This is a genomic window from Bacillus sp. BD48 (assembly GCF_046566805.1).
Lineage (GTDB): Bacteria > Bacillota > Bacilli > Bacillales > Bacillaceae > Bacillus > Bacillus safensis.
On sequence record NZ_JANGFM010000001.1, the window covers coordinates 671,952 to 693,412 of the forward strand.

The window sequence follows — 21,461 nt, forward strand, 5'->3', positions numbered from 1 at the left end:
AATGTGATTTACTGTATTCAGGAGGAGACTTTTTCTGTTTTCACCACCACAATCATCCTTTCAAGAGATATATTATATTTCAGTCTATCACTTAGCCTACGATAAAACCTTCAGCAACTCTTCGTAAGTCATCTTCCCTAACGTGAACTGTTCTAGTGCTATATATGTTTTCTCCGCTGAGGTATTCATTCTATTATGACATTCATTCACTAACTCATATTCATTTGGTAATGGTTCATGTATATGTTCTTTTTTTCGAAATGCTTCATAATATCTTATACCAAATATTCTCTGGGACATCGCATTGATGTGAATTCCGTCTGGGTTAGATCCAAGGCCTTTGGCATTAACATAATAACAATTTTCGTTATGATGTGCATATTTTTGCAGTTCCTCATTCATCAGTTGATATTCCACACATCCTGCGCCAAATGCCACTTTTCCCAAGAAATCGCCCAAACCTCCTATTACAAGCGGAATGTTAGGTACAGATAATTCAGTTCTTAGTTCATGAAACAATCTTAGTATTTTTTCATAGTATTCTTTGTATTTCCCATCTTGGCTGTCACTTTCTCCTTGATGCCATAATATCCCTGCCAATTCGCTACTTTCCTTTGCAAATTTAGCTTCACTTATTGCATGACGAAATAATGCTCCATCCTGTGACCACTCATCAATGGAAGTGCCACCCTCTGCACAAGGAATAAGGCCAATCTTCTCTCCCTCATGATCCTTACACCAAGCCTCCGCAAAGGAAGCCGCTAGTCCTACGCCAGCTACCGGCCTATCAAAATGAATGGGTTCAGTCATCATTTGCCATCTACCATTTCGCAGCATCATGATTCTTTCATTATAAATCGGAGGAACTTCATGTTTGAAGCCGCGCCCCGCCATATTTGATTGTCCAATTAGTAAAAATGACTTCATATCTTTCTCCCCCTCGCTAAATAGTTTATCAAATATCTATTCACCTGAACGTTATCATTTTACCCTTCTTTATTTTTTCATATTTGTCTATTTTTGTCGAAAGGATAGTAAACAGGAATTACTTAGTGTAAGATCCTTATGCATCTATCAATCAGGAGGATCTACTATGAAGAAATATTTTGTATTATTTTTTACATGTTTATTATTGTTAACAGCTTGTAGCAGTGCAGCATCTACTAAAAAACAGCTCACCACAGACAACGTGATTGAAGCTTTCAAAAGTGCTGGGCTTGAAGCAGAAAAACCAACCGATCTTGAACAAAAAGAGTTTGGAAATATAAGAGAAGAAGGAAAAAGGATTCTCATTCCTTCTTTAGGCGAAAATGCTGGAGGAAGGATTTTTAAATTTGGCAATGAAACGGATCTTAACCAGGCCAAATCTTATTATGATGAGTTAGGAAATGCTGGATCTATGTTCTTCTCTCACACATATTCAAAAGGGAATTTCCTGTTACAAATGAACGGAGAAATGAAGGATTCTGAGTTTGAAAAATATAAGAAAGTGATGGATGAGGAAATAAAATAGTTTCATATTTTTTTACTTATTGCTTCTTTAATCTTTAACAGAGAAGAGTTCTTTACGATGGTCTCTAATTCTGCTGGATCGAACCGTCACCTCTACCCAGTTAAGGTGAATGACCTTATCCTGAGCAAACAGACCTTCCCTGAAAAAGGCTGATTTAATAAGGTTCTATGATGAGCCTTTCGATAAAAAATGTGCATTTCTGAAGAAAACTGAAAGGGTTCGCCCCCAATCCGTCCCCATAAAAAAACAGACCATGCAGGGTCTGTTTTAATTTTGCCTATATGTTTTGAGAAGTTGTGTTTCGATCGATGTTGTGTATCGATCAGCTGCAATACTGTACATTCTTGAATAGTGGCCTACGTTAAGCTTGTGAAAAAATCATATTCATGTATAATACAATTGTTGTATAATACATCAATTGTAGGAGAGTGACCTTTTTGAAAAGAGAAGATGCCTTAAAACTAAGAACAGATATTAAGAAAATGATTATAATCACTGGGGTTTTTGAATCTCAAAATTTGCCCAATGGACCATTTGAAAAACCTCTACCAACTTCTCAAATGATGGCGTTAGAGGAACTAGAGGTGGAAAAATTAACTGTTTGGCAACTATCCAATAAACTTAGATTAGAGACTTCAACTGTAAGTAGATTGGTAGATAAGTTAGTAAAAATGGGGCTTGTTTATCGTGAAGTAAATGAAAAAAACAGAAGAGAACTTTTTCTGCACCTCACAGAAAAAGGACACATTACTGTTAATCGCTTAAGAGAACAATCCCTTACATTTTATCAACGTATCCTCAATAATTTATCAGAATCAGAACAAAAAATAGTTGTGGATGGTTTTGAATTATTTATTGATTCTATTTCTAAGTCTTTTGATTAGAGTGAGGTAAATCATAACCTTTGGAGGATAAAATGAGCTTGGATTTTGAACGTCCTATTATTGAACTAAAAGAGAAATTTGATGAATTAAAGAAAATGATGAAAGAAAATAATGTAGATTTATCGTCAGAAATTCATTTATTAGAAAAACGTTTAAATAAAATGCAAGAAGAAATTTATTCTAATCTTACACCTTTTCAACGAGTTCAAATTGCAAGGCTACGTAACCGGCCCACGACATTGGATTATATACCTTTATTGTTTACAAACTTTTTCGAACTTCATGGTGATCGATTATATGGTGATGATAAAGCAATGATAGGTGGTATTGCAAAATTTAAAGGAATGCCCGTTACGGTTATTGGTCATCAAAGAGGTAGAAGTACAAAGGAAAATATAGAAAGAAATTTTGGAATGGCACATCCAGAAGGTTATAGAAAAGCGCTAAGACTTATGAAACAAGCTGATAAATTTAATCGCCCTATTATTACATTTATTGATACAATAGGCGCCTATCCAGGGAAAGGGTCTGAAGAACGTGGAATTTCTGAAGCGATAGCTCGAAATCTATTGGAAATGGCTACACTTAAAGTGCCAATTGTTTGTATTGTAATTGGAGAGGCATCAAGTGGTGGAGCTCTTGGCATTAGTGTCGGTAACCACATCCATATGTTAGAGTATTCATGGTATTCAGTAATTTCGCCAGAAGGAGCAGCATCTATCCTATGGAAGGACACTAAGTATGCTCCAGAAGCTGCTAAACATATGAAAATTTTAGCAAAAGATTTAAAACATTTAGGAATTATTGATGAAATCATACCTGAAACTAAAGGCGGAGCACAAAATGATATAAAATCACAGGCAAACATGATTGAATCTGCAATCGAATCATCTCTAAAACAATTGATACCATTATCCTCGGAAGAGCTTATACAACAGCGTTATGAAAAATATAGACAAATAGAGAATTATAAATGAAAATATTTAAAGTCCGTATTGCATATAGGAGGATTCTCGCAAAAAATTCTAAATTTTTTGTAAGTAACCACTTAAACTGGATATGATGATACTATTACTCTACAATGGATAAATTAAAGCAGTACTATATCATTTGGAAAAAAGAAAAACTATTAGTTGGTGACTAATGGGAAAGAGATGATCACCAATATTTATTTCATAATGGCTTTGATTAGCCTTATTATTACACAACCCCTACTTCCAAATGGTCTAAAATCAAAAACAAAAACAAATTAAAAACATTCGACTACATGATTTAAGACATACAATGGTCGTTCTCCTTATAGAGGCTGGTGAGAGCATTAATGCTATTCAGAAAAGAGCCGGACAGTTCGTCCCCAATCAAAAGAAACAGAACAAATATTCGTTGCAAAAAAAACAAAAAACCCTTGCTACGCAAGGGTTTAAACGATGATTCCGATTGGGCTCGAACCAGCGACCTCTACCCTGTCAAGGTAGATATATGGAATCCTGTGATTATTAGCGATACCCTCTATTCACTTATAAACCTTGATACATAAGCTTTCCTTCCCCTTCTGTATCCTCTGGTGTTCCTTCGTATTTTTTAAAAACTGAAAAAAATGTTACCTTTTTTGTTACCTTTTTATATGCCTGTTTTAAACTTATGACTGTATGCAAATTTAAGCCTTATTGCGATTAATATATTTCACTAACATGGCTACTGCGTACATAAAGAATGCAGCGATTAAACCATTTACCATACTTCCAAAAACAACAATTAAAATCTGTCCTTCGTAATCTGTCCATGTCTTATCTGGAAATACAGCAATGTTCCATATACTCACCAGCATATAGAATCCAGTCACAATAATAAACGTCCAAACAACTAACTTTGATTTAAGCATTTATTGACAATCCCCCATTATCCATTTTCTTCTATGATAACATGGGTTAATAATTAATCCTCAATCAATTCATAGTCTTAATTTCGTCTAACTCACGTTCTAAACGCTTCTTATCTTGTTATTCTTTCCAAACGTATATGAGCAATGCACAGAATTGGTTTCTTCGTATGTTGAAAAATGTTCTTGTTTCAAATAGCCCTCAAAGCCCAGGCCAGCTTTAACTATATTTTTACTCTTATTTAGCATATCTCTTTGAATATCAACATCTCTCATGGTTGAAATATCGTCCATAAACATCGCATATAATTTAAAACTATTTTTCTCATATTCAAATCTAAGAACCTTCACTTGTATCCCCTAATTCCTTTTCCATAATTATACACAAAATTTGAACGAACTGAAAAGAATACCGTAGCTTAAAACGACAGTATTCCGAATGTGGACTTTCCCACTATAGGTTTAGTCGATAGTTAATTCATATACTCCCTAAGTTCAATTTAGGCAACTTAATACCCTCATTGAAAATGAGTGTATTCTTCAACATATCGCCAAAATTTACGATGAGTAAACTGGATATAAATAAAATTGAACAGGGGATAAGCTAAACAATTTCAATATCGTTCTTTTTCTCACCTCTTGCAAGGATAAGCAAGTCTTTAAAATAATTAACCGTCGCTTTGCTGAAACTGTCCATTATCACTGTCCAAGAAAACATTAGACAAATAATTACAGGAACTATGTATATCATTGCAATAGTTGTAGCAATTTCTAAATTGGTTGCATCTAGATCGAATTCTATGTTCCCAAGAATGGTACCAATTGCAGCGCCAATAATCGTAGACATTGCTCCAATAAAGAAGAAGAATCTTTTTTGATCATTAACATGATTAATCCTATCCATTCGAGCGATAGCGCCTGATATATCTTCCGTATCTAATGATTTTAGAATCATCATCTTCTTTTTATGTTCGGGATAATCTTGACCATTTCTTGGGAAATTCTTTGTTAAGTAAACAATGAGTCCACGTGAACTCAACTCCACCAAATTATGCTTTAAATTTTGCTTAGTAAACTTCTGTTTTCTCATTCCTTAATTTCTCTATTTTCCTTCAGTGTGCTTCTCATTTATAGTCACCTCATGGATAATATCGGAAACTGCGCTTATGATTGAAGTTATTTTGAGGCTTTTTTAAAAGTCAACAAGACTTTTTCTCTAGCATATAATCATCTTGTTGAATAAGATGTTATTATAAGTTAAAAATGGAAAATATCTTAATAAAACTACACAATTCGACAAATTATGAATAAATTAAATGTTAATATTAGGATGTCTATTAGCGGTTCAATAGATACATAAATTTGAGAGGAAGTGTCATTTATGAATTTGAAAAAAATCATTGGAAGTGTTTTAGTTACAGGGGCTTTGCTTGTATCTGCTGTCCCAGCTCATGCATCAGATCCAGTAAAACCAGGAGATTTAACACCTATCCGAAACAAACACAAAGGCTATGAGTATAACTGGCTTGGTTATAATAGTCAGGGAATAGCACAAGTTCGTGTTTGGTTTAGAGATGATGATGGAGACTCATATTATAGAACATTCGATTGTATTGATGTTATCAATGGAACATGTTACGTCTATAAATGAGTTTAAACCTACCCCAGATCGGGGTGGGTTTTTATTACATCTAAATTGATTTTGCATAGTTTTCTAGGGATACCTTTATTAAAGAGTTGAGAATCAATCATTTTCATTTTTCAAATGCTTCTTGTCGAGTGTTTTCTCCAATAAATCTCTAAATGATATAAGCACAGCTATGAAATTTTTATCCTTCATCATTAACCTTAAAAATATCTTTAATGTTAACATGGAAAAAGCCATAACAATAAGGCTAAAAACAATAGTGTAACCAGGAAACAAATTGCCGAATGCTGTTAATACTTGTACTACAGCTGTGAGAATAGCACCGACATAAAAAGTAATATACTTAGTTTCATAAACCTTTTCAAGCCCCTTAATTCTCGAAATGGCTATCAGTAGCACTTCTTCTTCAAGTGAATTTATTACTCGAAGCTTACTTCTATAAGATCGATACCTCTGTCCATCGAGAGAGAAGTGAAATTCTAAATATTCAACGAACACATTTGTTTTCATGCTAACTAAGTTATTCCTAAGATTTGCTTTGTTGAACTCTTCGTTTTTAAACTTTTTTATAGCAGCTTTCTTTTCCCTAAAATTTTTGAACGGGTACCAACTCATTCCTTTACCACCTCAAAAGAATTATCGGCAGAAGGGAATGGTTGTTAAATGATGACATAGAAAAACCCCACCAAAGGTGAGGCTCAGTTAATCTTGTTTTCAATTTAACCTGAAGGGTTTAATTATCTAACCAACTTATTTTCATAGATTGGGACAACTTTAACAAAACCATTCTCCAAATCAATAATTCGATAATTATCCTTCATGTCCACAGCCTTATCTTTAATCAATCTTTCTTTCAAGGTGCAAAGAGGGTATGGCGTTACATTGTTTTTCTTTGTATTTAATTTGAGTTCAAAACCCATGCCTTGATCACACCTTTCTTCAACTAAAGAATTTTATAAATTGATTCGAAAGCATCTTGCTTTGTTTTTAAATTTTTAATAAAAAATTTATTTATTTTTGTTCGTTTGTCGTCGGCTAATCTTATTTTATAACCTTCAGTACACCATTGATCTGATTCCATTTTTAAAACAGAAACCTCAGATAAGTGAGTATCTGTTTTATGCGAAACAGTCGAATGTATGTTTGTTACTTCATTGTAACGCCAATCTAACTTATTTTCAAGCTTAGCAAGATCATTCATCATTTCCAAAACACTTTCGTATCTATCCTCTACTTTTATCGAAAGTGATTTAGTTATAATATTCCTTAATTCTTTTGGAATATGCGGAAGAAACTTTTTCTTATTAGGAAACTTGTTGGAAGAAATAGCATCAGCAAGTTCTTCTGCATTTCTTATGTTCAAGTCTGCGAGTTGTTCCTTAAAAAACTTGTTACCATTGCACATTCTATATATTGTAAGACCAGCTTGATAAATATCACTAAAGAATGAGAAATGCCCAAAATCGAATTTTTCTGGAGGAATGTGTAGACCGTATAATTTATCAGGTCTTGCTAAACCGAAATCATTTAAATATTTACTTGTACCAAAATCAGTTACGATCGCTTTGTTAGCATTGTTAATTAGGATGTTTGTTGGTTTTATGTCAAAGTGCACAAGTTTCTTTGCGTGCATAAAGTGTATACCAGAAAGGAATTCTAAAGATATCTTAATTATTTCCCTAGGTGTTAAGAAGCGCTCTTCTATAAGGCTGTTAAGAGAACCTTTTTCCATAAATTCCATCGCAATATATACATTTTGCTCATCCTGTGAGGCATACTTTACTGGCATTATATTGGGGTGCTGTGTAAAATAAAGCATTTGAGCTTCAGTAAAATATTTCTCAACTTTTGTGAAATCAGTTTTACTTATTTTCTTTATTACTAAATCGGTATCTAGCTGAGGGTCATAAGCTATATGAACAGTTGAGTTTCTGCCTTCAACCCCAATTTCTTTTTTGAGCTCTAGTTTTAATATTGTGTCAGTATATGCTATCATATAGCTTCCCCGCATGAGACAATTGAAAGGCTAGCCAGAATGCTTTCTCTAATTTCTTTAGGATGCGATTTCCACTCTTTTTTCGACATGCCAGCAAAATCAAGTTCACCTTCGATTACGCTTTTTATTTCAGCAGTATTTTTGCTAAATATTCTTGCGAATTTATTAATTAGCAATAGATCATAAGCTTTAATCTCACTATTTGCAAAAAGCTCTTGGATAACTCCCTCAATATTTTTCCGGTATGAAATTTGAGTGTTCGCAGATCCCTCAACAATTCTTAACCCAGCGAATTTAACGTTAAATTCTTTCATTAGTGCTAGAAGATTCGTTCTTATATATGCCAACTGTTCTGGAACTTCTAGAGAGGTTGGAATTGTAATACTGGATGTTCTAATTAAATTTAGATTGTCATTCTCGATTTCGATTACTGCAAAAAATATTTTCCCTTTTGATTCTTTTCTTTTGGTTGAAACTCTAATACCAATGGAATGCAACTTTATTCTCTCCTATCATTATTCTATATATGAACATTTCGACATGATAGGATAAATTACCTTCTTTTTTTACATTTTATTTCAATCATAAGCAAAATCCCTCAAAAGAAGAATCTTGATTCTGAATAAAAGAGGGATTTAAAAGATATATACAACATATTCACAAAATGCTGCCAGTTATTATCTACACATTGGATGATATGGCATCCAGGAACAAAAAGCAGGTTTAACAGTTGGAGTTGACGTAGTTGGCACAGGCTGTGCCGATATTTCAGGTGGCGGCTGAAACCCTAAAGGTACTATTGCCGTTAGATCTTGCCTATTTACCCTCATAAATGATGGGGGACGACCTGGTGTAAAATAGACATTTAAGTCCACTGTGCCTGTTGTGGGATTATAATCTGTTAACTGTGCGGTCACAACGCCATATCCTGTAATAGAAGTTCGAATATACTGACCTCTATATTGGGCTATATAATCTGCAGCCTGCGGATCAGTCCAATCATGTTGGTGTGGTGGGACATGTTGCCTAACATTATACATTTCATATGGGTAATAATTAAACATTTTCTCATTTCCTCCTTATGCCTAATGATCACATAATATGGATTTTGTGAAAAATAGGTTGGGGGAATGCCTAAATAAAAAAGCCCGTTTTTTATATGAAGATTTGATTTTATTCTTCTTCAAAATTCCTTAAATCATAATTTTTAATTGTAGTTGGTATGTCTTCGTGATGTGCGATGTATTTGCTAACCAATTCCAACTTGATCTTTTTAACTTCAAGGAGGCAAGTGATACAAGAGGCATTAAATAGGTAAGGGTTAATCCATCTACCGAGAATGTCAGACAGAACATCTGAGCAAAAATAATCTGCCCATGACTCTGAGATTTGCTTAGGTTTACCATATTGAGTAAGAAGATGAACTCATGGTCATATCCACGTTTCTCATGCCACAGCCTCATGTACTTGGATGCCTTTAAATTCACCATATACTCTAAAACTTTGCCTTCACCTGTACCTTTACCGAACACTTTATGACTCATAACATACGATTGACCTTCATTCAAAGGATAGCCTATAATTTCCGTTTTAAAAAGTAATCACAGGGATAGTTGGAGGTATATTGTTTATATTAATGCTTGTTCTAAACATTGTTTCTAGAAAACGAGCAAACAATGACTCTACTTAATCAAGTGACCTCTTACATTTATGAGTAAGTTACCATCGTTACATCTACTTACGTTTAAGTTGAAAATTTTAAAGAGATTTTAAATTGTGGCATGCTAACACAGTTAATTTGGAAAGAAAAAGTTGAGCAGTCAAAGAACAATTAAACATTAATTTATCATGCAAAGCTCTACTCAATAGCGATCTTTCCTCAAGTATACGGGGATATCTCGTTTCAAAAGATCAGTTTTATCAAGAAATTTGAGAGATAATAATTGAAGAATCACGTATGGAATCTAAATGGGTTAAACATGAGTGAACTAACATCCGAACTGGATAACGAATGTGATGTTACAATAATAAGGTTTAATCATCTAATACATACATGTTCAACTATTTTAATGTAAAATAAAGCTGTTAGTTAAAAATTCGGACACAGTACTATAATAGCAACACTTAAAACATACGCTCATATTTTCATATCAAAAGACAACAGTTAGGTTATATTAAAATGACCACACTAAAATTCTCAGTATGGTTTTCAAATTTTAAATAGAAAAAAGCCATCCTTGAATAGTTCAAGAATGGCTTTTCATCAACGACTTTTCATATGATTCCGACTGGGCTCGAACCAGCGACCTCTACCCTGTCAAGGTAGCGCTCTCCCAGCTGAGCTACGGAATCGGGTTATGTATCAGTTCTGGGCTTTCTGTTACTGACAGTCTCTATTATATAACCATCATCATAAATCGTCAATGGTTTTGTTCAAAAAAGGTCAAAAAGCCGGCGGCCGTGCCGGCTTTTTTCTCTCCTTCTTTATGATTGGTTCACAAGGACGGGCTTTAGTTGATCGAGTGCTTGTTTGAAGTCACGTTTGAGGTCTTCTCCGTTTTCAACTCCGACACTTAAACGAAGCAGCCCATCTGTAATCCCTCTTTTTTCTCTTTCTTTTTTTGGCATAGCCGCATGTGACATTTTGGCTGGGTACGACAAAATGGATTCGACGGCGCCGAGGCTGACGGCGAATACAGGTAATGTGACGGCGTCCACTAATTCTTTGACTGCCGCTTGGTTTTCTAGTTCAAATGAGAGAACGGCTCCTGCTCCGCTTGCTTGCTTGCGCTGGATGTCTGCCCCGGGATGGTCATCTAAGCCTGGGTAGTATACTTTTTTCACCGCAGGATGTTCTTTGAGGAATGCAGCGAGTTCAAATGCCGTTTGGCTGGCTTTTTCTAATCTCACCTGAAGGGTTTTTAACCCCCTTAACACAAGCCAGCAATCCTGCACACCAAGGACCGCCCCGAAGGAGTTTTGCAGTGAATAGAGTTCGTCTCCGAGCTTCTCATCTTTTACCACAGCTAAGCCTGACAGTACATCACTGTGGCCGCTTAAAAATTTCGTTGCGCTGTGCAGAACAACGTCAACTCCAAGGTCTAGCGGACGCTGAAGCGCAGGTGTTAAAAACGTATTATCTAAGAAAGTCAAACAGCCATGCTCTTTCGCAAGCTGAACGACACCTTCAATATCTGTAATCCCTAGTGTTGGATTCGACGGTGTTTCCATGTAAATGACCTTTGTATTCGATTGAATGCCTCTTTTGACTTCATTCAAATCCGTCATGTCCACGAAGGTATGCTCAATTCCAAATCTTGAAAGAACTTGGGTGATCATTCGGAAAGTCCCGCCGTACACATCTCTTGTGACAAGGACGTGATCTCCCTTTGATAATAGAAGAAAAGCAGTCGAAATGGCTGCCATGCCTGATGCAAAGGCAAGCCCTCTCGTTCCTCCTTCCAGCGCTGCAATCGTATCCTCTAATGCTTGACGTGTCGGAGTTCCCGATCTCGAGTAGTCATATTGGCCAAATTCATCGAAGCTGCTTTGATGAAATGTGGATGCATGCTGAATCGGTACACTGACTGCACCTGTTGAACGGTCTGTTTTAAACGCATTATGAACGAGTTGTGTTTCGAGTGTCCAATTGTGTGTGGTCATTTGGCGTGTACCTCCTCTTTTACTTGTGATAGTGCCTGTTTCAGGTCTGCTTTCAGATCATCTACATGCTCGATGCCAACAGAGAAACGGAGCAGCTTGTTACACACACCGTTTGCAATGCGAATCTCTTCTGGAATATCCATATGCGTTTGTGTTGCAGGATACGTAATGAAGCTTTCGACTCCGCCAAGGCTTTCAGCAAAACAAATCGTTTTCAGCTGCTTCAAAAATGGATTGACCCAGTCCTCTTTAGCTACTCGGAAAGACAGCATGCCTCCCTTTCCTGGGTAAAGGACATCTTGAATTTCTGGCTGCTGCTCTAAAAACTGTGCCAGCTCCTTCGCATTTGCCTCGTGCTGGCGCATTCTAAGAGCCAGTGTTTTCATACCTCTCATTAAAAGCCATGAGTCAAATGGTGCTAGAACCGCTCCAATCGCGTTTTGATGCTGGAACATGTCTTCAGACAGCTGCTCTCCTTTTGTCACCACAAGTCCTGCAAGAACGTCATTATGTCCGCCTAAATATTTGGTTGCGCTATGAATGACAATGTCCGCTCCAAGCGTAATCGGCTTTTGCAAGACTGGTGTGTAAAAGGTGTTGTCGACAATCACCAAAGCACCATGCTCTTTTGCAATCTTCGCTATTTTTTGAATATCTGCTTCCTGCATCAGTGGATTTGTCGGTGTTTCAATAAAGACCGCTTTTGTGTTTGGCGTGATTTTAGAGCGTAAACAGTCTTCATCTGAAAAATCATCATAAAGAAAACGTAAGCCGTACTTTTTCCATTCGTTTTCAAACAAACGGTATGTACCGCCATATAGGTCTGAAGAGACGATGAGTTCATCTCCGCTTTCAAATAGAGCCATGATCGTTTGGATCGCCGCCATTCCCGAACTGAAGGCAAAACCGGCCGTCCCTTCTTCGAGTGAAGCAATTGCATCCTCTACGAGCTGTCTTGTTGGGTTTTTCGTTCGAATGTAATCAAATCCTGTAGATTCCCCTATCCCTCTATGTCTGTATGCTGTCGAGAGATAAATGGGAGGACTGACAGTGCCAGTCACCTCTTCGCTACGGTTTCCAATCTGCGCTAATTTCGTTTCCACATGTTCTGTCATTTGACACCATCCTAAGTAAAAATCTGATTTCAAAACAGAAAACCCCTTCTTCATAAGAAGAAGGGGTTTAATCGCTTCCTCTTATCTTCCAAGCAAAAAAGCTGCTTGCTGGATTTAGCACCTTGGTACATCACATGAAGTGATGCATACCGGTTGCTGAGGTTTCAAAGGGCCAGTCCCTCCACCTCTCACGATAAGAATGTGTTGTCTGTCTGTTCTAATTCTTAATACTGTAACCCATTAAATCTCATTTTTCAAGGGGAAATGTCATGATTAATTAAAATTTTCTGTATTTTATAACAGAATCGATGTTATACGATTTGATTGCATGTTAGCATATAGGAACAACGCTGTTTTTCATGTTACAATGAATGGAAACGTTTCACTTTATGATGAATTTGGTTAGCTGGAGGAATGGATTATGGTGAAGAAAACAGGAATCATTCAAGAAGAAACCTTACAGTCAAAAGAACTTGGGGCGGACATGACCATTTTGATCTATTTGCCAGTCAATTACTCCCCCCTTTATACATATCATGTCATCATTGCCCAGGATGGTCATGATTATTTCCGCCTAGGCAAAATAGGCAGACAGGCAGAAGAATTGATGCAAAACAAAGAAATGGAACGCTCGATTATCATTGGTGTCCCTTATGAAAATGTCACAGAAAGACGAAACACGTATCATCCAGACGGTACAAAGTTTGAAGCGTATAAACGCTTTTTAGCAAATGAACTGGTCCCTTATATTGATAAACACTATCCAACCTATCAAATTGGATCAGGACGAACGTTTATTGGTGATTCACTGGGTGCGACGATTTCCCTCATGACAGCCATTGATTATCCTTCTTTATTTGGCGGACTGATTTTACAGTCCCCTTACGTTGACGAGTCGGTTCTAGATGCCGTCAAACAGTCGACAGCCCTTTCTCATTATGCCATTATCCATCAAATTGGGCTTGAGGAAACCGCTGTGAAAACAACAGATGGCCAGGTGCTTGATTTTGTTCAGCCGAACGAAGATTTAAAGGCCCTTCTTGAACAATCTGGTGCGGATTATTTATTTGAGACATTCGAAGGAGATCATAAATGGACGTTTTGGCAGCCGCTCATTGCGCCTTCGTTAAAAAGAATGCTCCCATATTCGTTAATCAACTGAATTTTGTTATAATAAACAATAATAAATACTTTCTTATTCAGGAGGGAACATGATGAAATACGGAGTTGTTATATTTCCATCAAAAAAATTGCAAGATATTGCGAACTCTTACCGGAAGCGTTATGATCCGAACTATGCACTCATACCGCCTCATTTAACATTAAGAACACCTTTTGAATTAACGGATCTAGAAGCGGCTGAGGTCGTCTCAACGTTAAGAGATTATGCAAAAAATGCTTCTCCTATTACGTTACGTATTAAAAAATTCAGTTCATTCGCTCCTGTAAACAACGTCATTTATATGAAAGTAGAACCGAACGAGGACATCATGGCGCTCAATGAAAGATTGTACGCAGATCCACTTGCCGGCACACCAGAATATGCCTTTGTTCCGCATGTGACAGTGGCTCAAAAACTATCAGATGATGAGCATTCAGACGTACTTGGCACATTAAAGCTGAGAAAGATTGACCATGAAGAAACAGTGGATCGCTTCCACCTTTTATATCAATTAGAGAACGGATCTTGGACCGTCTATGAAACATTTATTTTAGGAGAAGAGGGTTAAAGACATTTGAAAACAGTCATCGTAACAGAACAAACACAACGAGAAGATGCATATTATGTACGAAAAGAAGTATTCGTAAAAGAACAAGAAGTTCCAGTAGAGATCGAAATAGATGAACTAGAGGACAAAGCCACCCATTTTGTCATTTACAATGATGACAAAAAGCCTCAGGCAGCCGCTAGACTGCGGATCATTGAGGGTTCAAAGGCAAAACTTGAACGAATTTGTGTGTTAAAAGAGGCGCGCTCTTTCGGCCTTGGCCACAAGCTATTAGAAGCGCTAGAAACAGAAGCGATTGCTAATGGAGCAAAAGAAGCGGTGATGCATGCCCAAGTCCAAGCGCTTCCTTTCTACGAAAAGAAAGGCTATAAAGCGGTTTCTGAACCGTTTGAAGAAGCAGGAATCAAACATGTCAAAATGACAAAAACACTGTCTGTTTGACCAAAAGAAAAGCCAGAGCATTCAAGATGCCCTGGCTTTTTCTTTTTCATTATCGTTCGCCACAGGAAGAAAGCGCAATCATTTATATATACGTATTGATATGAATGCCCTTGCCTTCCTCCATAAACATATCTCGTACAAAGCGTTCCCGCTTTTTTTGCTGTACTTTCGTTTCCGCTTCTGTCACTAAGTCCTCTTTTTTCTCCAGCTCTCTGTATATCTTGTCATGAAAGGTGCGAGTAACCTTTGTTACTTTCGCGTAGTCTTCTTTATCCTGAGGAGCTGGACGATTGATATATTGAAAATACAGATCCGGCTGAATCGGGGCTATATATCCCATCAAGAACGCCTCCTTTGCTTCTCTCTTACTCTACTATTCCCTAATTATGACTGTTTGAAACACGCCTCATTTGATATGATTAGATGTGTTTCATTTTAAGATTGATTGACTATTGGAGGACTAGCTTTGAAATGCGCACGACGACATGATCGAACGATCTCATTACATACGTATTCGAGAGAACACTATCAATTCCTCCATGACGAGGGAAAAAAAGGACAATTATTCTGTCCATATTGCGGAAAACCGGTCTTTTTTAGATTAAATATACATGATGAACCTGCCTTTATTCATAAGCACATGTCTCAGCAAGAGATCTGTGAAAAAGCTGAAGAACAAGCTGATCACAATAAAACGGCAGAACAAGAGGAAAGAGCTTCCTACAAAGAACTTGGCGGCTTCCGTTTTCCAACCGGTAAACAGATCATCTCGCAAACAAACGAATCATATGACTGGCAGGAACCAAGGTCGATTCAATTGAGCGACGCCTTACATTTAGAAGAGAATGAACAAGTTCATACGATCGACCTCTTTCCGCATATCACCTTTAGCACACCGCAGCTTCAAGCTGTCACACATCAAGATGGTCCGATGCTTGTGCTGGCTGGTGCCGGCAGCGGGAAAACAAGAGTCCTGACGGCTAGAGCGGCTTATCTCATGTCCCATCATCATATTCCTGCTCACCATATTTTACTCGTAACTTTCACGACCAAAGCGAGCAGTGAGATGAAAGAAAGGCTGCGCAAGCAATACCAGCTTCATCCTTCACAAGCCAGCCAAGTAGTGACAGGCACCTTCCACAGTCTTTTTTATAAAATGCTGCTTCACGATGACGCAAGCAAATGGAACGGCCAGCATCTGATCAAGTTTGACTGGCAAAAGGAGCAATACATTCGAAAAGCCATAATGAATGAAGGGCTTGATGAGAAAGACTACCCTACTGATCAAGTACTGCAATCGATCGGCTATTGGAAAAATGCCTTTTTACCAGGTGAACTTCCTGATTTAAAGGATGAAAAGGAAAAACACATGTGGACGATCTATCAATCATATGAACAGCAAAAACGAGACAATCAGCAATTTGACTTTGATGATATGGCGATTGCCTGCTTACATATGCTGACAGAACAGCCCGAACTGCTAAAACGGTATCAAGAACGATTCCAGTATATTTTAGTGGATGAATTTCAGGATATTAATCCAGTACAATATCAATTAATTCAGCTTTTAGCCGGAGAATCAGAGCAGTTATTTTGTGTAGGCGATGATGATCAAGCCATTTACGCCTTTAGAGGGAGCAATCCTGCTTTCATTCTTGAATTCAAACAGGACTATCCTTCGGCTCAGATCGTCCATTTACATGCGAATTACCGGTCTCACCATACGATTGTCGCAAGTGCAGATGCAATTATTAAGAAAAATCAGCATCGTTATGAGAAGACGTTAAAAGCCGTCCGCGAGGAGCAAATTCCTCCGACGCTTTTTTATCCATATGATGAAGAAGAGGAAGCGACGATGATTGTCGCAGATATTCAAGAGAAAATTAAAAACGGTGGAAAACCGAATGACTTCTGCGTACTGTTTCGAACGAATACAGGGGGCCGTGCGATTTATGAACGGCTGCATCAATCGGCGATCCCTTATGAGACAGATGCCGGCGTCAAAGCCTTCTACAGCAGACGAATGGTTCGGGTTCTCCTCGCCTTTCTTTCTTTAAGTCAGGATGCAGATGATGTGGCCGCCATGAAACAGCTGCTGCCGGTTTTCTTTTTAAAGCAGCAAACCCTGAATACACTAAAGGCACTGACCATCACAGAAGATTGCTCAATGGTAGAAGCGCTCGGAAAACTGACAGATATACAGCCGTTTCAACGAAAAAAGCTGCAATCAATTGTTCCTTTGTTCCGAACGTTACGAACATTAAAGCCATCGGACGCGGTGACATTTATTGAACAAAAGATGGGACTCGGGGATTACTTAAAAAAACGGGTGAACGATACGAATGTACTTGAAAAAGGGGCGGATGATGTACGTGATGTGAAAACAGCCGCCAAACGCTTTGAAACGATTGAAGCCTTTCTCGCACATGCCGAACATATGAAGTCTGCCGAAAAGGAAAAAACAGATGAACCCGGTGTTCAGCTCATGACGATACACCGCGCAAAGGGACTTGAGTTCCAGACAGTATACATCACTTGTGTGGTCGACGGGGCCTTGCCTCATGATTTCTCACTGGAAGAACTCAGAAACGGTGATGAAGAAGCGCTGGAAGAAGAACGCCGTTTATTATACGTTGCCATGACAAGAGCAGAACAATCTCTTTATCTGTCTGTTCCATCATTTAGACGAGGAAAAACGGCTCATCGTTCTCGTTTTTTGTATCCTCTTCTAAAGAAAAACCGTGAATTATTTACGCAAAAACAACAGGCCCCCCTTTAAACGGAGAGCCTGTTGTTTATTTTTTGTTGTTCATCATTTTAGCGATTGTATTGAAATCAAGCTTTTCTTTCCCGCTTGTAATCGATTGAACGATTTTGTCTTCCATTTCTTTAGGTACACGTTTGTTCGCAAGCTGTGCTACTTTTTTAATGACACCTCGAACGGTATTCTCATCTTTAAAGTTGGCATTTTGCAAAGAACCTGCAAGTTTAAACACATCATTCATATTCACACCGGTTTTGTTTTCTACGCTTTTAAAGAATTTATTATCCATTCATTTGCCTCCTCTTTGTGGAGTAATCACCTTACTATATGAAAATAGGCGAGATATGTGCCTATCCTAAAGCCTTGTTTGACCAAAGAGAAAGGAAAGCAAAAGGCTTCCCCCTTGCTTCCCTCACCTTCTTACTTTTTAGTAGTTAAAGAAAGAAGCACCAACGATAATTAGAAGGATGAAAAGCACAACGACAAGAACAAATGTTGATCCATATCCGCCGCCGTAGCCACCGCCGTAGCCGCCGCAATAACCGCCACCGTAACAACTCATATATAAGCACCTCCTCTTCTCCCTTACAAAGTATGAAAAATGAAAGAAATGGTTTGGACGATCACATAAAAAAGTGCGGAATTTTATTTCTGCTGTTTAAAGACGTAATCTGCCTCTCTATGACGCATCATGAATGCCTCTGTTTCTTTCGCAAAAGCTTCCATCTTCACGCCAAATGCTTTTAAGTGCTCCTCAAGATCATTCGCTTTATCCGCTAGATCCATTTCAGCCTTTTCGTGCGCTTGTTCTTTCCCATCATGGGGTTTAGTGAACAAGGAACCGATTAATTGTTCGAATGCATCCATTCTGGTCACCCCTTCTCTCTTACATATGCACCATTCAAAAAAAGGGCAACAAAAAAACCGGATAAATCCGGCTTTTGTTTTTCTCTTCTATTGAGGTTTCTTTTTGTTTCCACAGCCGCAGCCTGTTTTTTTGATTTTCTTCGTATATACAGATTGTTGATTTGACTGCGCTGGATAACCTTGAAGCATATGTGACGGCGTTTCAGTTGGTTTCATCGCAACCCTTCCTTTCCTATTCCATGATAGTATATGCATTTTTTGAAAGCGTGTCTGATCAGAATGCCTGTTTATTTCACCAGCTTTGAGACGATCGCTTCAATAATGCCTGCTGCTGCGGCAATGGCTAATAGTAAATTAAGCCACATGCTGATGACAGGAAAAAATATGTATATCAGAAGTAAGGCAGCAGTGCACCATATGCCAGTACACCAATAACAGCTTAACAGTTCCCCTACCCAAGACCGCAGTCCTTTTCCTTTAATGATGATATACGTTTCCACTTCACCTTGTTCGTTTACCTCTTCTTGTTCCTCATGAAATAAACGGCGGAAAGGGGCAGTAATGGTATCAAACACAATCAGTCTCGTCAGTCTAAAGGATGCGAGGGCAAACACGACAAATGATAAAGCACCGCTCAGAAGCCTCCACCTCCCTCTCTCTTTTTTTCCGTCCTTTCTTTATATATGCAAGAAGAAAGACCGCCATGATGAATCAAGCGGAAATAAAATTGGGTTGTACTTTTTTACACTTTCCGATTCCACCTTGCGTCCTTGCTGCATTAAATAATGTATAGATAAGAAAGGAGTGAAAGTATTGTCTATTGAAGAAAGTGCTGATTTATTATACACACAACTGTTAAACGAATTAATCAGCAATTATGATGATTTCATTGAGATCAAAGATTCCGAAAATGTCACGATTCATAAAACAGATGTAACAGCTGCACTCTCCCTTCAAGCGACCGTAACGACAATCATTACTCTTTTAATCCAGCTTCTTATACCAGACGATGAATTGGCTGCAGACATCACAGATCAGCTTTTATCCACACAACAAGTGACAGTCCAAAAGAAAACTGTGATTCAAATCATCAACTGCTATAACGTCACAATTACATTATCAGATGCATCCATTATGAACTCCGTACAAATTCTCACTCAAACATTGAATGTACTCTTAGTTGAAGCCGGCATTCTTTGACCCTTTCTTTTTCTAACATGACGTATGAAAGAGGTGAAATCATCGTGGCTGAAGAGAACGAAAAAAAGGAGTTTCAAATCAATACTGATGTTGATCCATTAACAAGTCTTCTTGTAAGTGATGTGTTAAACAAAAACAATATCACCGATGATCAGAAAGCAAATATTTCAGAAGATCAAAGAAGAATGATTTTGAAATTAGTGGAGGACTTGCAAAAGAAAGCAAACGATTTCGTTGAACAGCAGCAGGAGAAAAAAAGGCAGGCTGAGGCAGCAAAGCATGTAGAAGAAGTACAGCCTGAACCAAAAGCACGTCCAAAACGAAATTCACTTCGAGATCGTATTCAGCAGCGTCGTGATGCGCAGCGTAATAACGAATAAATAAAAATGGGTTGCCTGCTAGGGTAAATGCCCGAGACAAAACAACGTATTCCAGCATTTAATAAAGTAAACGGAAGGAGGAATAGAAATGGATTCTAAACCATACTCTTGGGTCGCTCTAGATCGTAACTGTACACACCACGGACACCACAGACACCACGACGATTGCAACTATGAAAGAAAAGCACTTTGTGACGACTATTATGATGATGAAGATGTATTACAAGACTTTGATCAAGTAAGCGTCACAAAGCAGACATCTGAGGAAGTCATTATCGTCAGAGACTCTTGTGACATTAACGTCTCTTCTGTTGATGCACAGGTTGCAGCATCTATCCAAGTAGCTGTTCAAACAGCGATCATCACTATTACAAATATCTCAATCGCTGACGGTGATTTGGCAGACCGCGTGACGCAGGATCTTTTACAAGCCGCTACTCACAAACAAACAAACCGCCAAAAACTTGTCATCGAAAATTCAAGAAACGTTACAGTATCTACAATCGATGCGGACATCTCTATCGCAATCCAAACACTTACTCAAACACTTGTTGCGACAATCGTTGCAATCGGTATCCTCTAATGTACAAAAGCAGAGCGAAAAGCTCTGCTTTTCCTTTTATCAAAATACATCAAATATAAATGGTCATTTACCCACACCAACTAGAGGGCGCATACATATGTTGTTAAGGACTAAAGTCAAATACCTTGTTAAAGGAGCTGAAATCCATGAGCTGCGGAAAACACCATGGCCGACATGATGAAAACTGTGTATGCGATGCGGTTGATAAGATTTTAGCAGAGCAGGAAGCTGTAGAAGATAAATGTCCTACGAGCTGCTACAGTAATTTATTAAGCCCAACCGTTTCTGGAAAAGATACGATTCCGTTTTTACTTTTTGATAAAAAGGGCGGATTGTTCTCTACTTTTGGAAACATTGGAGGATTCGTTGACGATTGCCAATGCTTCGAATCTATTTTCTTCCGGGTTGAAAAATTACACGACTGCTGTGCTACGTTATCTGTATTAAGACCTGTTGATGTACACGGACATACGCTAAGCGTGTGTCACCCTTGTGACCCTGACTTCTTTGGTCTAGAAAAAACGGACTTTTGTATTGAGGTTGATTTAAACTGCTTCTGCGCAATCCAATGCTTAAACCCAGAGCTTGTCGACAGAGTCATGCCATCAAAAGATAAAAAGCATCATCACCACGGCTAAATCAACAGGCCGCTGATCTAACTTGTCATGAGTCAAAGCATCCCCTTCCTCACGAATGACAGCCAATCATGCGGAGCAGTCAGCATAAGAAGCGGCTGCTTCCGCATTGGTTAAAAGTAGATGCACGAGCCGGCAAAGATAGCTTGTAGATGATGACAGT

General features: G+C 38.1%; 28 protein-coding genes, 1 tRNA gene, 2 pseudogenes and 1 riboswitch. Of the genes and pseudogenes, 13 read left to right on the forward strand and 18 right to left on the reverse strand.

Features of this window, described 5'->3' with window-relative positions:
* Positions 1 to 96 precede the first annotated feature (96 nt).
* Positions 97 to 927, reverse strand: coding sequence for a sialate O-acetylesterase (locus tag ACLGGR_RS03455; protein ID WP_410972502.1), 831 nt, complete (start codon positions 925 to 927; stop codon positions 97 to 99).
* A gap of 166 nt (positions 928 to 1,093) precedes the next feature.
* On the opposite strand from ACLGGR_RS03455, the gene ACLGGR_RS03460 reads away from it, so the two are divergent.
* The 4 genes and pseudogenes from ACLGGR_RS03460 to ACLGGR_RS03475 form a co-directional block, all read left to right on the forward strand.
* On the forward strand, positions 1,094 to 1,513 hold the full coding sequence (locus tag ACLGGR_RS03460; RefSeq protein WP_285707914.1) for a stress protein: 420 nt from the start codon (positions 1,094 to 1,096) through the stop codon (positions 1,511 to 1,513).
* A 437-nt stretch (positions 1,514 to 1,950) separates the two neighbouring features.
* Positions 1,951 to 2,397 (forward strand): MarR family winged helix-turn-helix transcriptional regulator, encoded by a 447-nt coding sequence (locus tag ACLGGR_RS03465; protein ID WP_041105892.1) that lies wholly within the window; start codon positions 1,951 to 1,953, stop codon positions 2,395 to 2,397.
* A gap of 32 nt (positions 2,398 to 2,429) precedes the next feature.
* Positions 2,430 to 3,374, forward strand: coding sequence for an acetyl-CoA carboxylase carboxyltransferase subunit alpha (locus ACLGGR_RS03470; protein ID WP_410972503.1), 945 nt, complete (start codon positions 2,430 to 2,432; stop codon positions 3,372 to 3,374).
* Positions 3,375 to 3,478: 104 nt separating this feature from the next.
* A pseudogene (locus ACLGGR_RS03475) lies at positions 3,479 to 3,741 on the forward strand (tyrosine-type recombinase/integrase); the annotation flags it as partial.
* Between the two features lie 313 nt (positions 3,742 to 4,054).
* On the opposite strand, the gene ACLGGR_RS03480 reads toward ACLGGR_RS03475, so the two are convergent.
* From ACLGGR_RS03480 to ACLGGR_RS03490, 3 genes are all read right to left on the reverse strand, one after another.
* On the reverse strand, positions 4,055 to 4,279 hold the full coding sequence (locus ACLGGR_RS03480) for a hypothetical protein (protein ID WP_410972504.1): 225 nt from the start codon (positions 4,277 to 4,279) through the stop codon (positions 4,055 to 4,057).
* 99 nt (positions 4,280 to 4,378) lie between these two features.
* Positions 4,379 to 4,627: a hypothetical protein gene (locus ACLGGR_RS03485; protein ID WP_410972505.1), complete on the reverse strand. Its 249-nt coding sequence runs from the start codon at positions 4,625 to 4,627 to the stop codon at positions 4,379 to 4,381.
* A 253-nt stretch (positions 4,628 to 4,880) separates the two neighbouring features.
* Complete coding sequence (locus ACLGGR_RS03490; protein WP_410972506.1) at positions 4,881 to 5,366, reverse strand: hypothetical protein; 486 nt, start codon at positions 5,364 to 5,366, stop codon at positions 4,881 to 4,883.
* Between the two features lie 291 nt (positions 5,367 to 5,657).
* Between ACLGGR_RS03490 and ACLGGR_RS03495 the strand changes: the two genes are divergently transcribed.
* A complete protein-coding gene (locus ACLGGR_RS03495; protein ID WP_341053068.1) occupies positions 5,658 to 5,927 on the forward strand; it encodes a hypothetical protein in 270 nt (89 codons plus the stop codon).
* A 93-nt stretch (positions 5,928 to 6,020) separates the two neighbouring features.
* Here the strand turns inward: ACLGGR_RS03495 and ACLGGR_RS03500 are convergent, their stop codons facing one another.
* The 8 genes and pseudogenes from ACLGGR_RS03500 to ACLGGR_RS03535 all read right to left on the reverse strand — a co-directional run bounded on the left by ACLGGR_RS03500 (position 6,021) and on the right by ACLGGR_RS03535 (position 12,698).
* Positions 6,021 to 6,539 (reverse strand): hypothetical protein, encoded by a 519-nt coding sequence (locus ACLGGR_RS03500; protein ID WP_410972507.1) that lies wholly within the window; start codon positions 6,537 to 6,539, stop codon positions 6,021 to 6,023.
* A 122-nt stretch (positions 6,540 to 6,661) separates the two neighbouring features.
* Positions 6,662 to 6,844 carry a hypothetical protein gene (locus tag ACLGGR_RS03505; protein WP_410972508.1) on the reverse strand — a complete coding sequence of 61 codons (183 nt, stop codon included), beginning with the start codon at positions 6,842 to 6,844 and terminating at the stop codon, positions 6,662 to 6,664.
* A 23-nt stretch (positions 6,845 to 6,867) separates the two neighbouring features.
* Entirely contained in the window at positions 6,868 to 7,920 is a 1,053-nt protein-coding gene (locus ACLGGR_RS03510) for a serine/threonine-protein kinase (protein WP_410972509.1), read from the reverse strand.
* Positions 7,917 to 8,417 carry a hypothetical protein gene (locus tag ACLGGR_RS03515; RefSeq protein ID WP_410972510.1) on the reverse strand — a complete coding sequence of 167 codons (501 nt, stop codon included), beginning with the start codon at positions 8,415 to 8,417 and terminating at the stop codon, positions 7,917 to 7,919. The genes ACLGGR_RS03510 and ACLGGR_RS03515 overlap by 4 nt, the downstream gene beginning before the upstream one ends.
* A gap of 676 nt (positions 8,418 to 9,093) precedes the next feature.
* Positions 9,094 to 9,512 (reverse strand): annotated as a pseudogene (locus tag ACLGGR_RS03520) (tyrosine-type recombinase/integrase); the annotation flags it as partial.
* Between the two features lie 687 nt (positions 9,513 to 10,199).
* Positions 10,200 to 10,272: transfer RNA gene (locus ACLGGR_RS03525), tRNA-Val, on the reverse strand.
* A 132-nt stretch (positions 10,273 to 10,404) separates the two neighbouring features.
* The gene (metC, locus tag ACLGGR_RS03530) at positions 10,405 to 11,583 is read right to left on the reverse strand and encodes a cystathionine beta-lyase (RefSeq protein WP_410972511.1); all 1,179 of its coding nucleotides are present in this window, start codon (positions 11,581 to 11,583) and stop codon (positions 10,405 to 10,407) included.
* Positions 11,580 to 12,698 carry a methionine biosynthesis PLP-dependent protein gene (locus ACLGGR_RS03535; protein WP_142944537.1) on the reverse strand — a complete coding sequence of 373 codons (1,119 nt, stop codon included), beginning with the start codon at positions 12,696 to 12,698 and terminating at the stop codon, positions 11,580 to 11,582. The genes metC and ACLGGR_RS03535 overlap by 4 nt, the downstream gene beginning before the upstream one ends.
* A 78-nt stretch (positions 12,699 to 12,776) precedes the next feature.
* A riboswitch (SAM riboswitch) is annotated at positions 12,777 to 12,898 on the reverse strand.
* A 221-nt stretch (positions 12,899 to 13,119) separates the two neighbouring features.
* Between ACLGGR_RS03535 and ACLGGR_RS03540 the strand changes: the two genes are divergently transcribed.
* The 3 genes from ACLGGR_RS03540 to ACLGGR_RS03550 are packed head-to-tail and all read left to right on the forward strand — an operon-like array spanning position 13,120 to position 14,869.
* Positions 13,120 to 13,860, forward strand: coding sequence for an alpha/beta hydrolase (locus ACLGGR_RS03540; RefSeq protein WP_142944536.1), 741 nt, complete (start codon positions 13,120 to 13,122; stop codon positions 13,858 to 13,860).
* 52 nt (positions 13,861 to 13,912) lie between these two features.
* A complete protein-coding gene (locus ACLGGR_RS03545) occupies positions 13,913 to 14,428 on the forward strand; it encodes a YjcG family protein (protein ID WP_024426454.1) in 516 nt (171 codons plus the stop codon).
* A 6-nt stretch (positions 14,429 to 14,434) separates the two neighbouring features.
* Positions 14,435 to 14,869, forward strand: a complete 435-nt coding sequence (locus ACLGGR_RS03550; protein WP_142944534.1) for a GNAT family N-acetyltransferase — start codon at positions 14,435 to 14,437, stop codon at positions 14,867 to 14,869.
* Positions 14,870 to 14,951: 82 nt separating this feature from the next.
* On the opposite strand, the gene ACLGGR_RS03555 is transcribed toward ACLGGR_RS03550, so the two are convergent.
* Complete coding sequence (locus ACLGGR_RS03555; RefSeq protein ID WP_024425007.1) at positions 14,952 to 15,209, reverse strand: hypothetical protein; 258 nt, start codon at positions 15,207 to 15,209, stop codon at positions 14,952 to 14,954.
* A 126-nt stretch (positions 15,210 to 15,335) separates the two neighbouring features.
* On the opposite strand from ACLGGR_RS03555, the gene ACLGGR_RS03560 reads away from it, so the two are divergent.
* The gene (locus tag ACLGGR_RS03560; protein WP_410972512.1) at positions 15,336 to 17,648 is read left to right on the forward strand and encodes a UvrD-helicase domain-containing protein; all 2,313 of its coding nucleotides are present in this window, start codon (positions 15,336 to 15,338) and stop codon (positions 17,646 to 17,648) included.
* Positions 17,649 to 17,664: 16 nt separating this feature from the next.
* Here the strand turns inward: ACLGGR_RS03560 and spoVIF are convergent, their stop codons facing one another.
* The 5 genes from spoVIF to ACLGGR_RS03585 form a co-directional block, all read right to left on the reverse strand.
* Entirely contained in the window at positions 17,665 to 17,922 is a 258-nt protein-coding gene (gene spoVIF / locus ACLGGR_RS03565) for a sporulation-specific transcription regulator SpoVIF (protein WP_008348417.1), read from the reverse strand.
* Between the two features lie 138 nt (positions 17,923 to 18,060).
* Positions 18,061 to 18,195 (reverse strand): YjcZ family sporulation protein, encoded by a 135-nt coding sequence (locus ACLGGR_RS03570; RefSeq protein ID WP_047201816.1) that lies wholly within the window; start codon positions 18,193 to 18,195, stop codon positions 18,061 to 18,063.
* An 83-nt stretch (positions 18,196 to 18,278) separates the two neighbouring features.
* Entirely contained in the window at positions 18,279 to 18,500 is a 222-nt protein-coding gene (locus ACLGGR_RS03575) for a hypothetical protein (RefSeq protein WP_041117157.1), read from the reverse strand.
* A gap of 87 nt (positions 18,501 to 18,587) precedes the next feature.
* Positions 18,588 to 18,716, reverse strand: a complete 129-nt coding sequence (locus tag ACLGGR_RS03580; protein WP_254967544.1) for a hypothetical protein — start codon at positions 18,714 to 18,716, stop codon at positions 18,588 to 18,590.
* 71 nt (positions 18,717 to 18,787) lie between these two features.
* Positions 18,788 to 19,138, reverse strand: a complete 351-nt coding sequence (locus tag ACLGGR_RS03585; RefSeq protein WP_142944532.1) for a DUF1360 domain-containing protein — start codon at positions 19,136 to 19,138, stop codon at positions 18,788 to 18,790.
* Between the two features lie 175 nt (positions 19,139 to 19,313).
* On the opposite strand from ACLGGR_RS03585, the gene ACLGGR_RS03590 reads away from it, so the two are divergent.
* The 4 genes from ACLGGR_RS03590 to ACLGGR_RS03605 all read left to right on the forward strand — a co-directional run bounded on the left by ACLGGR_RS03590 (position 19,314) and on the right by ACLGGR_RS03605 (position 21,301).
* The gene (locus ACLGGR_RS03590; protein ID WP_142944531.1) at positions 19,314 to 19,700 is read left to right on the forward strand and encodes a spore coat protein; all 387 of its coding nucleotides are present in this window, start codon (positions 19,314 to 19,316) and stop codon (positions 19,698 to 19,700) included.
* A gap of 44 nt (positions 19,701 to 19,744) precedes the next feature.
* Positions 19,745 to 20,080 (forward strand): spore coat protein, encoded by a 336-nt coding sequence (locus ACLGGR_RS03595; protein ID WP_142944530.1) that lies wholly within the window; start codon positions 19,745 to 19,747, stop codon positions 20,078 to 20,080.
* 88 nt (positions 20,081 to 20,168) lie between these two features.
* A complete protein-coding gene (locus ACLGGR_RS03600) occupies positions 20,169 to 20,663 on the forward strand; it encodes a spore coat protein (RefSeq protein WP_142944529.1) in 495 nt (164 codons plus the stop codon).
* Between the two features lie 146 nt (positions 20,664 to 20,809).
* Positions 20,810 to 21,301 (forward strand): CotY/CotZ family spore coat protein, encoded by a 492-nt coding sequence (locus ACLGGR_RS03605; RefSeq protein ID WP_003211658.1) that lies wholly within the window; start codon positions 20,810 to 20,812, stop codon positions 21,299 to 21,301.
* Positions 21,302 to 21,461 lie beyond the last annotated feature (160 nt).

Excerpts from the sequence above, each read along its gene's own strand:
- ACLGGR_RS03535 (WP_142944537.1), bottom strand. The coding sequence starts at position 12,698 with ATGACAGAACATGTGGAAACGAAATTAGCGCAGATTGGAAACCGTAGC.
- ACLGGR_RS03505 (WP_410972508.1), bottom strand. The coding sequence starts at position 6,844 with ATGGGTTTTGAACTCAAATTAAATACAAAGAAAAACAATGTAACGCCA.
- ACLGGR_RS03545 (WP_024426454.1), top strand. The coding sequence starts at position 13,913 with ATGAAATACGGAGTTGTTATATTTCCATCAAAAAAATTGCAAGATATT.
- ACLGGR_RS03460 (WP_285707914.1), top strand. The coding sequence starts at position 1,094 with ATGAAGAAATATTTTGTATTATTTTTTACATGTTTATTATTGTTAACA.
- ACLGGR_RS03480 (WP_410972504.1), bottom strand. The coding sequence starts at position 4,279 with ATGCTTAAATCAAAGTTAGTTGTTTGGACGTTTATTATTGTGACTGGA.
- ACLGGR_RS03580 (WP_254967544.1), bottom strand. The coding sequence starts at position 18,716 with ATGAAACCAACTGAAACGCCGTCACATATGCTTCAAGGTTATCCAGCG.
- ACLGGR_RS03455 (WP_410972502.1), bottom strand. The coding sequence starts at position 927 with ATGAAGTCATTTTTACTAATTGGACAATCAAATATGGCGGGGCGCGGC.
- ACLGGR_RS03540 (WP_142944536.1), top strand. The coding sequence starts at position 13,120 with ATGGTGAAGAAAACAGGAATCATTCAAGAAGAAACCTTACAGTCAAAA.
- ACLGGR_RS03500 (WP_410972507.1), bottom strand. The coding sequence starts at position 6,539 with ATGAGTTGGTACCCGTTCAAAAATTTTAGGGAAAAGAAAGCTGCTATA.
- ACLGGR_RS03575 (WP_041117157.1), bottom strand. The coding sequence starts at position 18,500 with ATGGATGCATTCGAACAATTAATCGGTTCCTTGTTCACTAAACCCCAT.
- ACLGGR_RS03600 (WP_142944529.1), top strand. The coding sequence starts at position 20,169 with ATGGATTCTAAACCATACTCTTGGGTCGCTCTAGATCGTAACTGTACA.
- ACLGGR_RS03470 (WP_410972503.1), top strand. The coding sequence starts at position 2,430 with ATGAGCTTGGATTTTGAACGTCCTATTATTGAACTAAAAGAGAAATTT.
- ACLGGR_RS03605 (WP_003211658.1), top strand. The coding sequence starts at position 20,810 with ATGAGCTGCGGAAAACACCATGGCCGACATGATGAAAACTGTGTATGC.
- metC (WP_410972511.1), bottom strand. The coding sequence starts at position 11,583 with ATGACCACACACAATTGGACACTCGAAACACAACTCGTTCATAATGCG.
- ACLGGR_RS03555 (WP_024425007.1), bottom strand. The coding sequence starts at position 15,209 with ATGGGATATATAGCCCCGATTCAGCCGGATCTGTATTTTCAATATATC.
- ACLGGR_RS03495 (WP_341053068.1), top strand. The coding sequence starts at position 5,658 with ATGAATTTGAAAAAAATCATTGGAAGTGTTTTAGTTACAGGGGCTTTG.
- spoVIF (WP_008348417.1), bottom strand. The coding sequence starts at position 17,922 with ATGGATAATAAATTCTTTAAAAGCGTAGAAAACAAAACCGGTGTGAAT.
- ACLGGR_RS03510 (WP_410972509.1), bottom strand. The coding sequence starts at position 7,920 with ATGATAGCATATACTGACACAATATTAAAACTAGAGCTCAAAAAAGAA.
- ACLGGR_RS03570 (WP_047201816.1), bottom strand. The coding sequence starts at position 18,195 with ATGAGTTGTTACGGTGGCGGTTATTGCGGCGGCTACGGCGGTGGCTAC.
- ACLGGR_RS03490 (WP_410972506.1), bottom strand. The coding sequence starts at position 5,366 with ATGAGAAAACAGAAGTTTACTAAGCAAAATTTAAAGCATAATTTGGTG.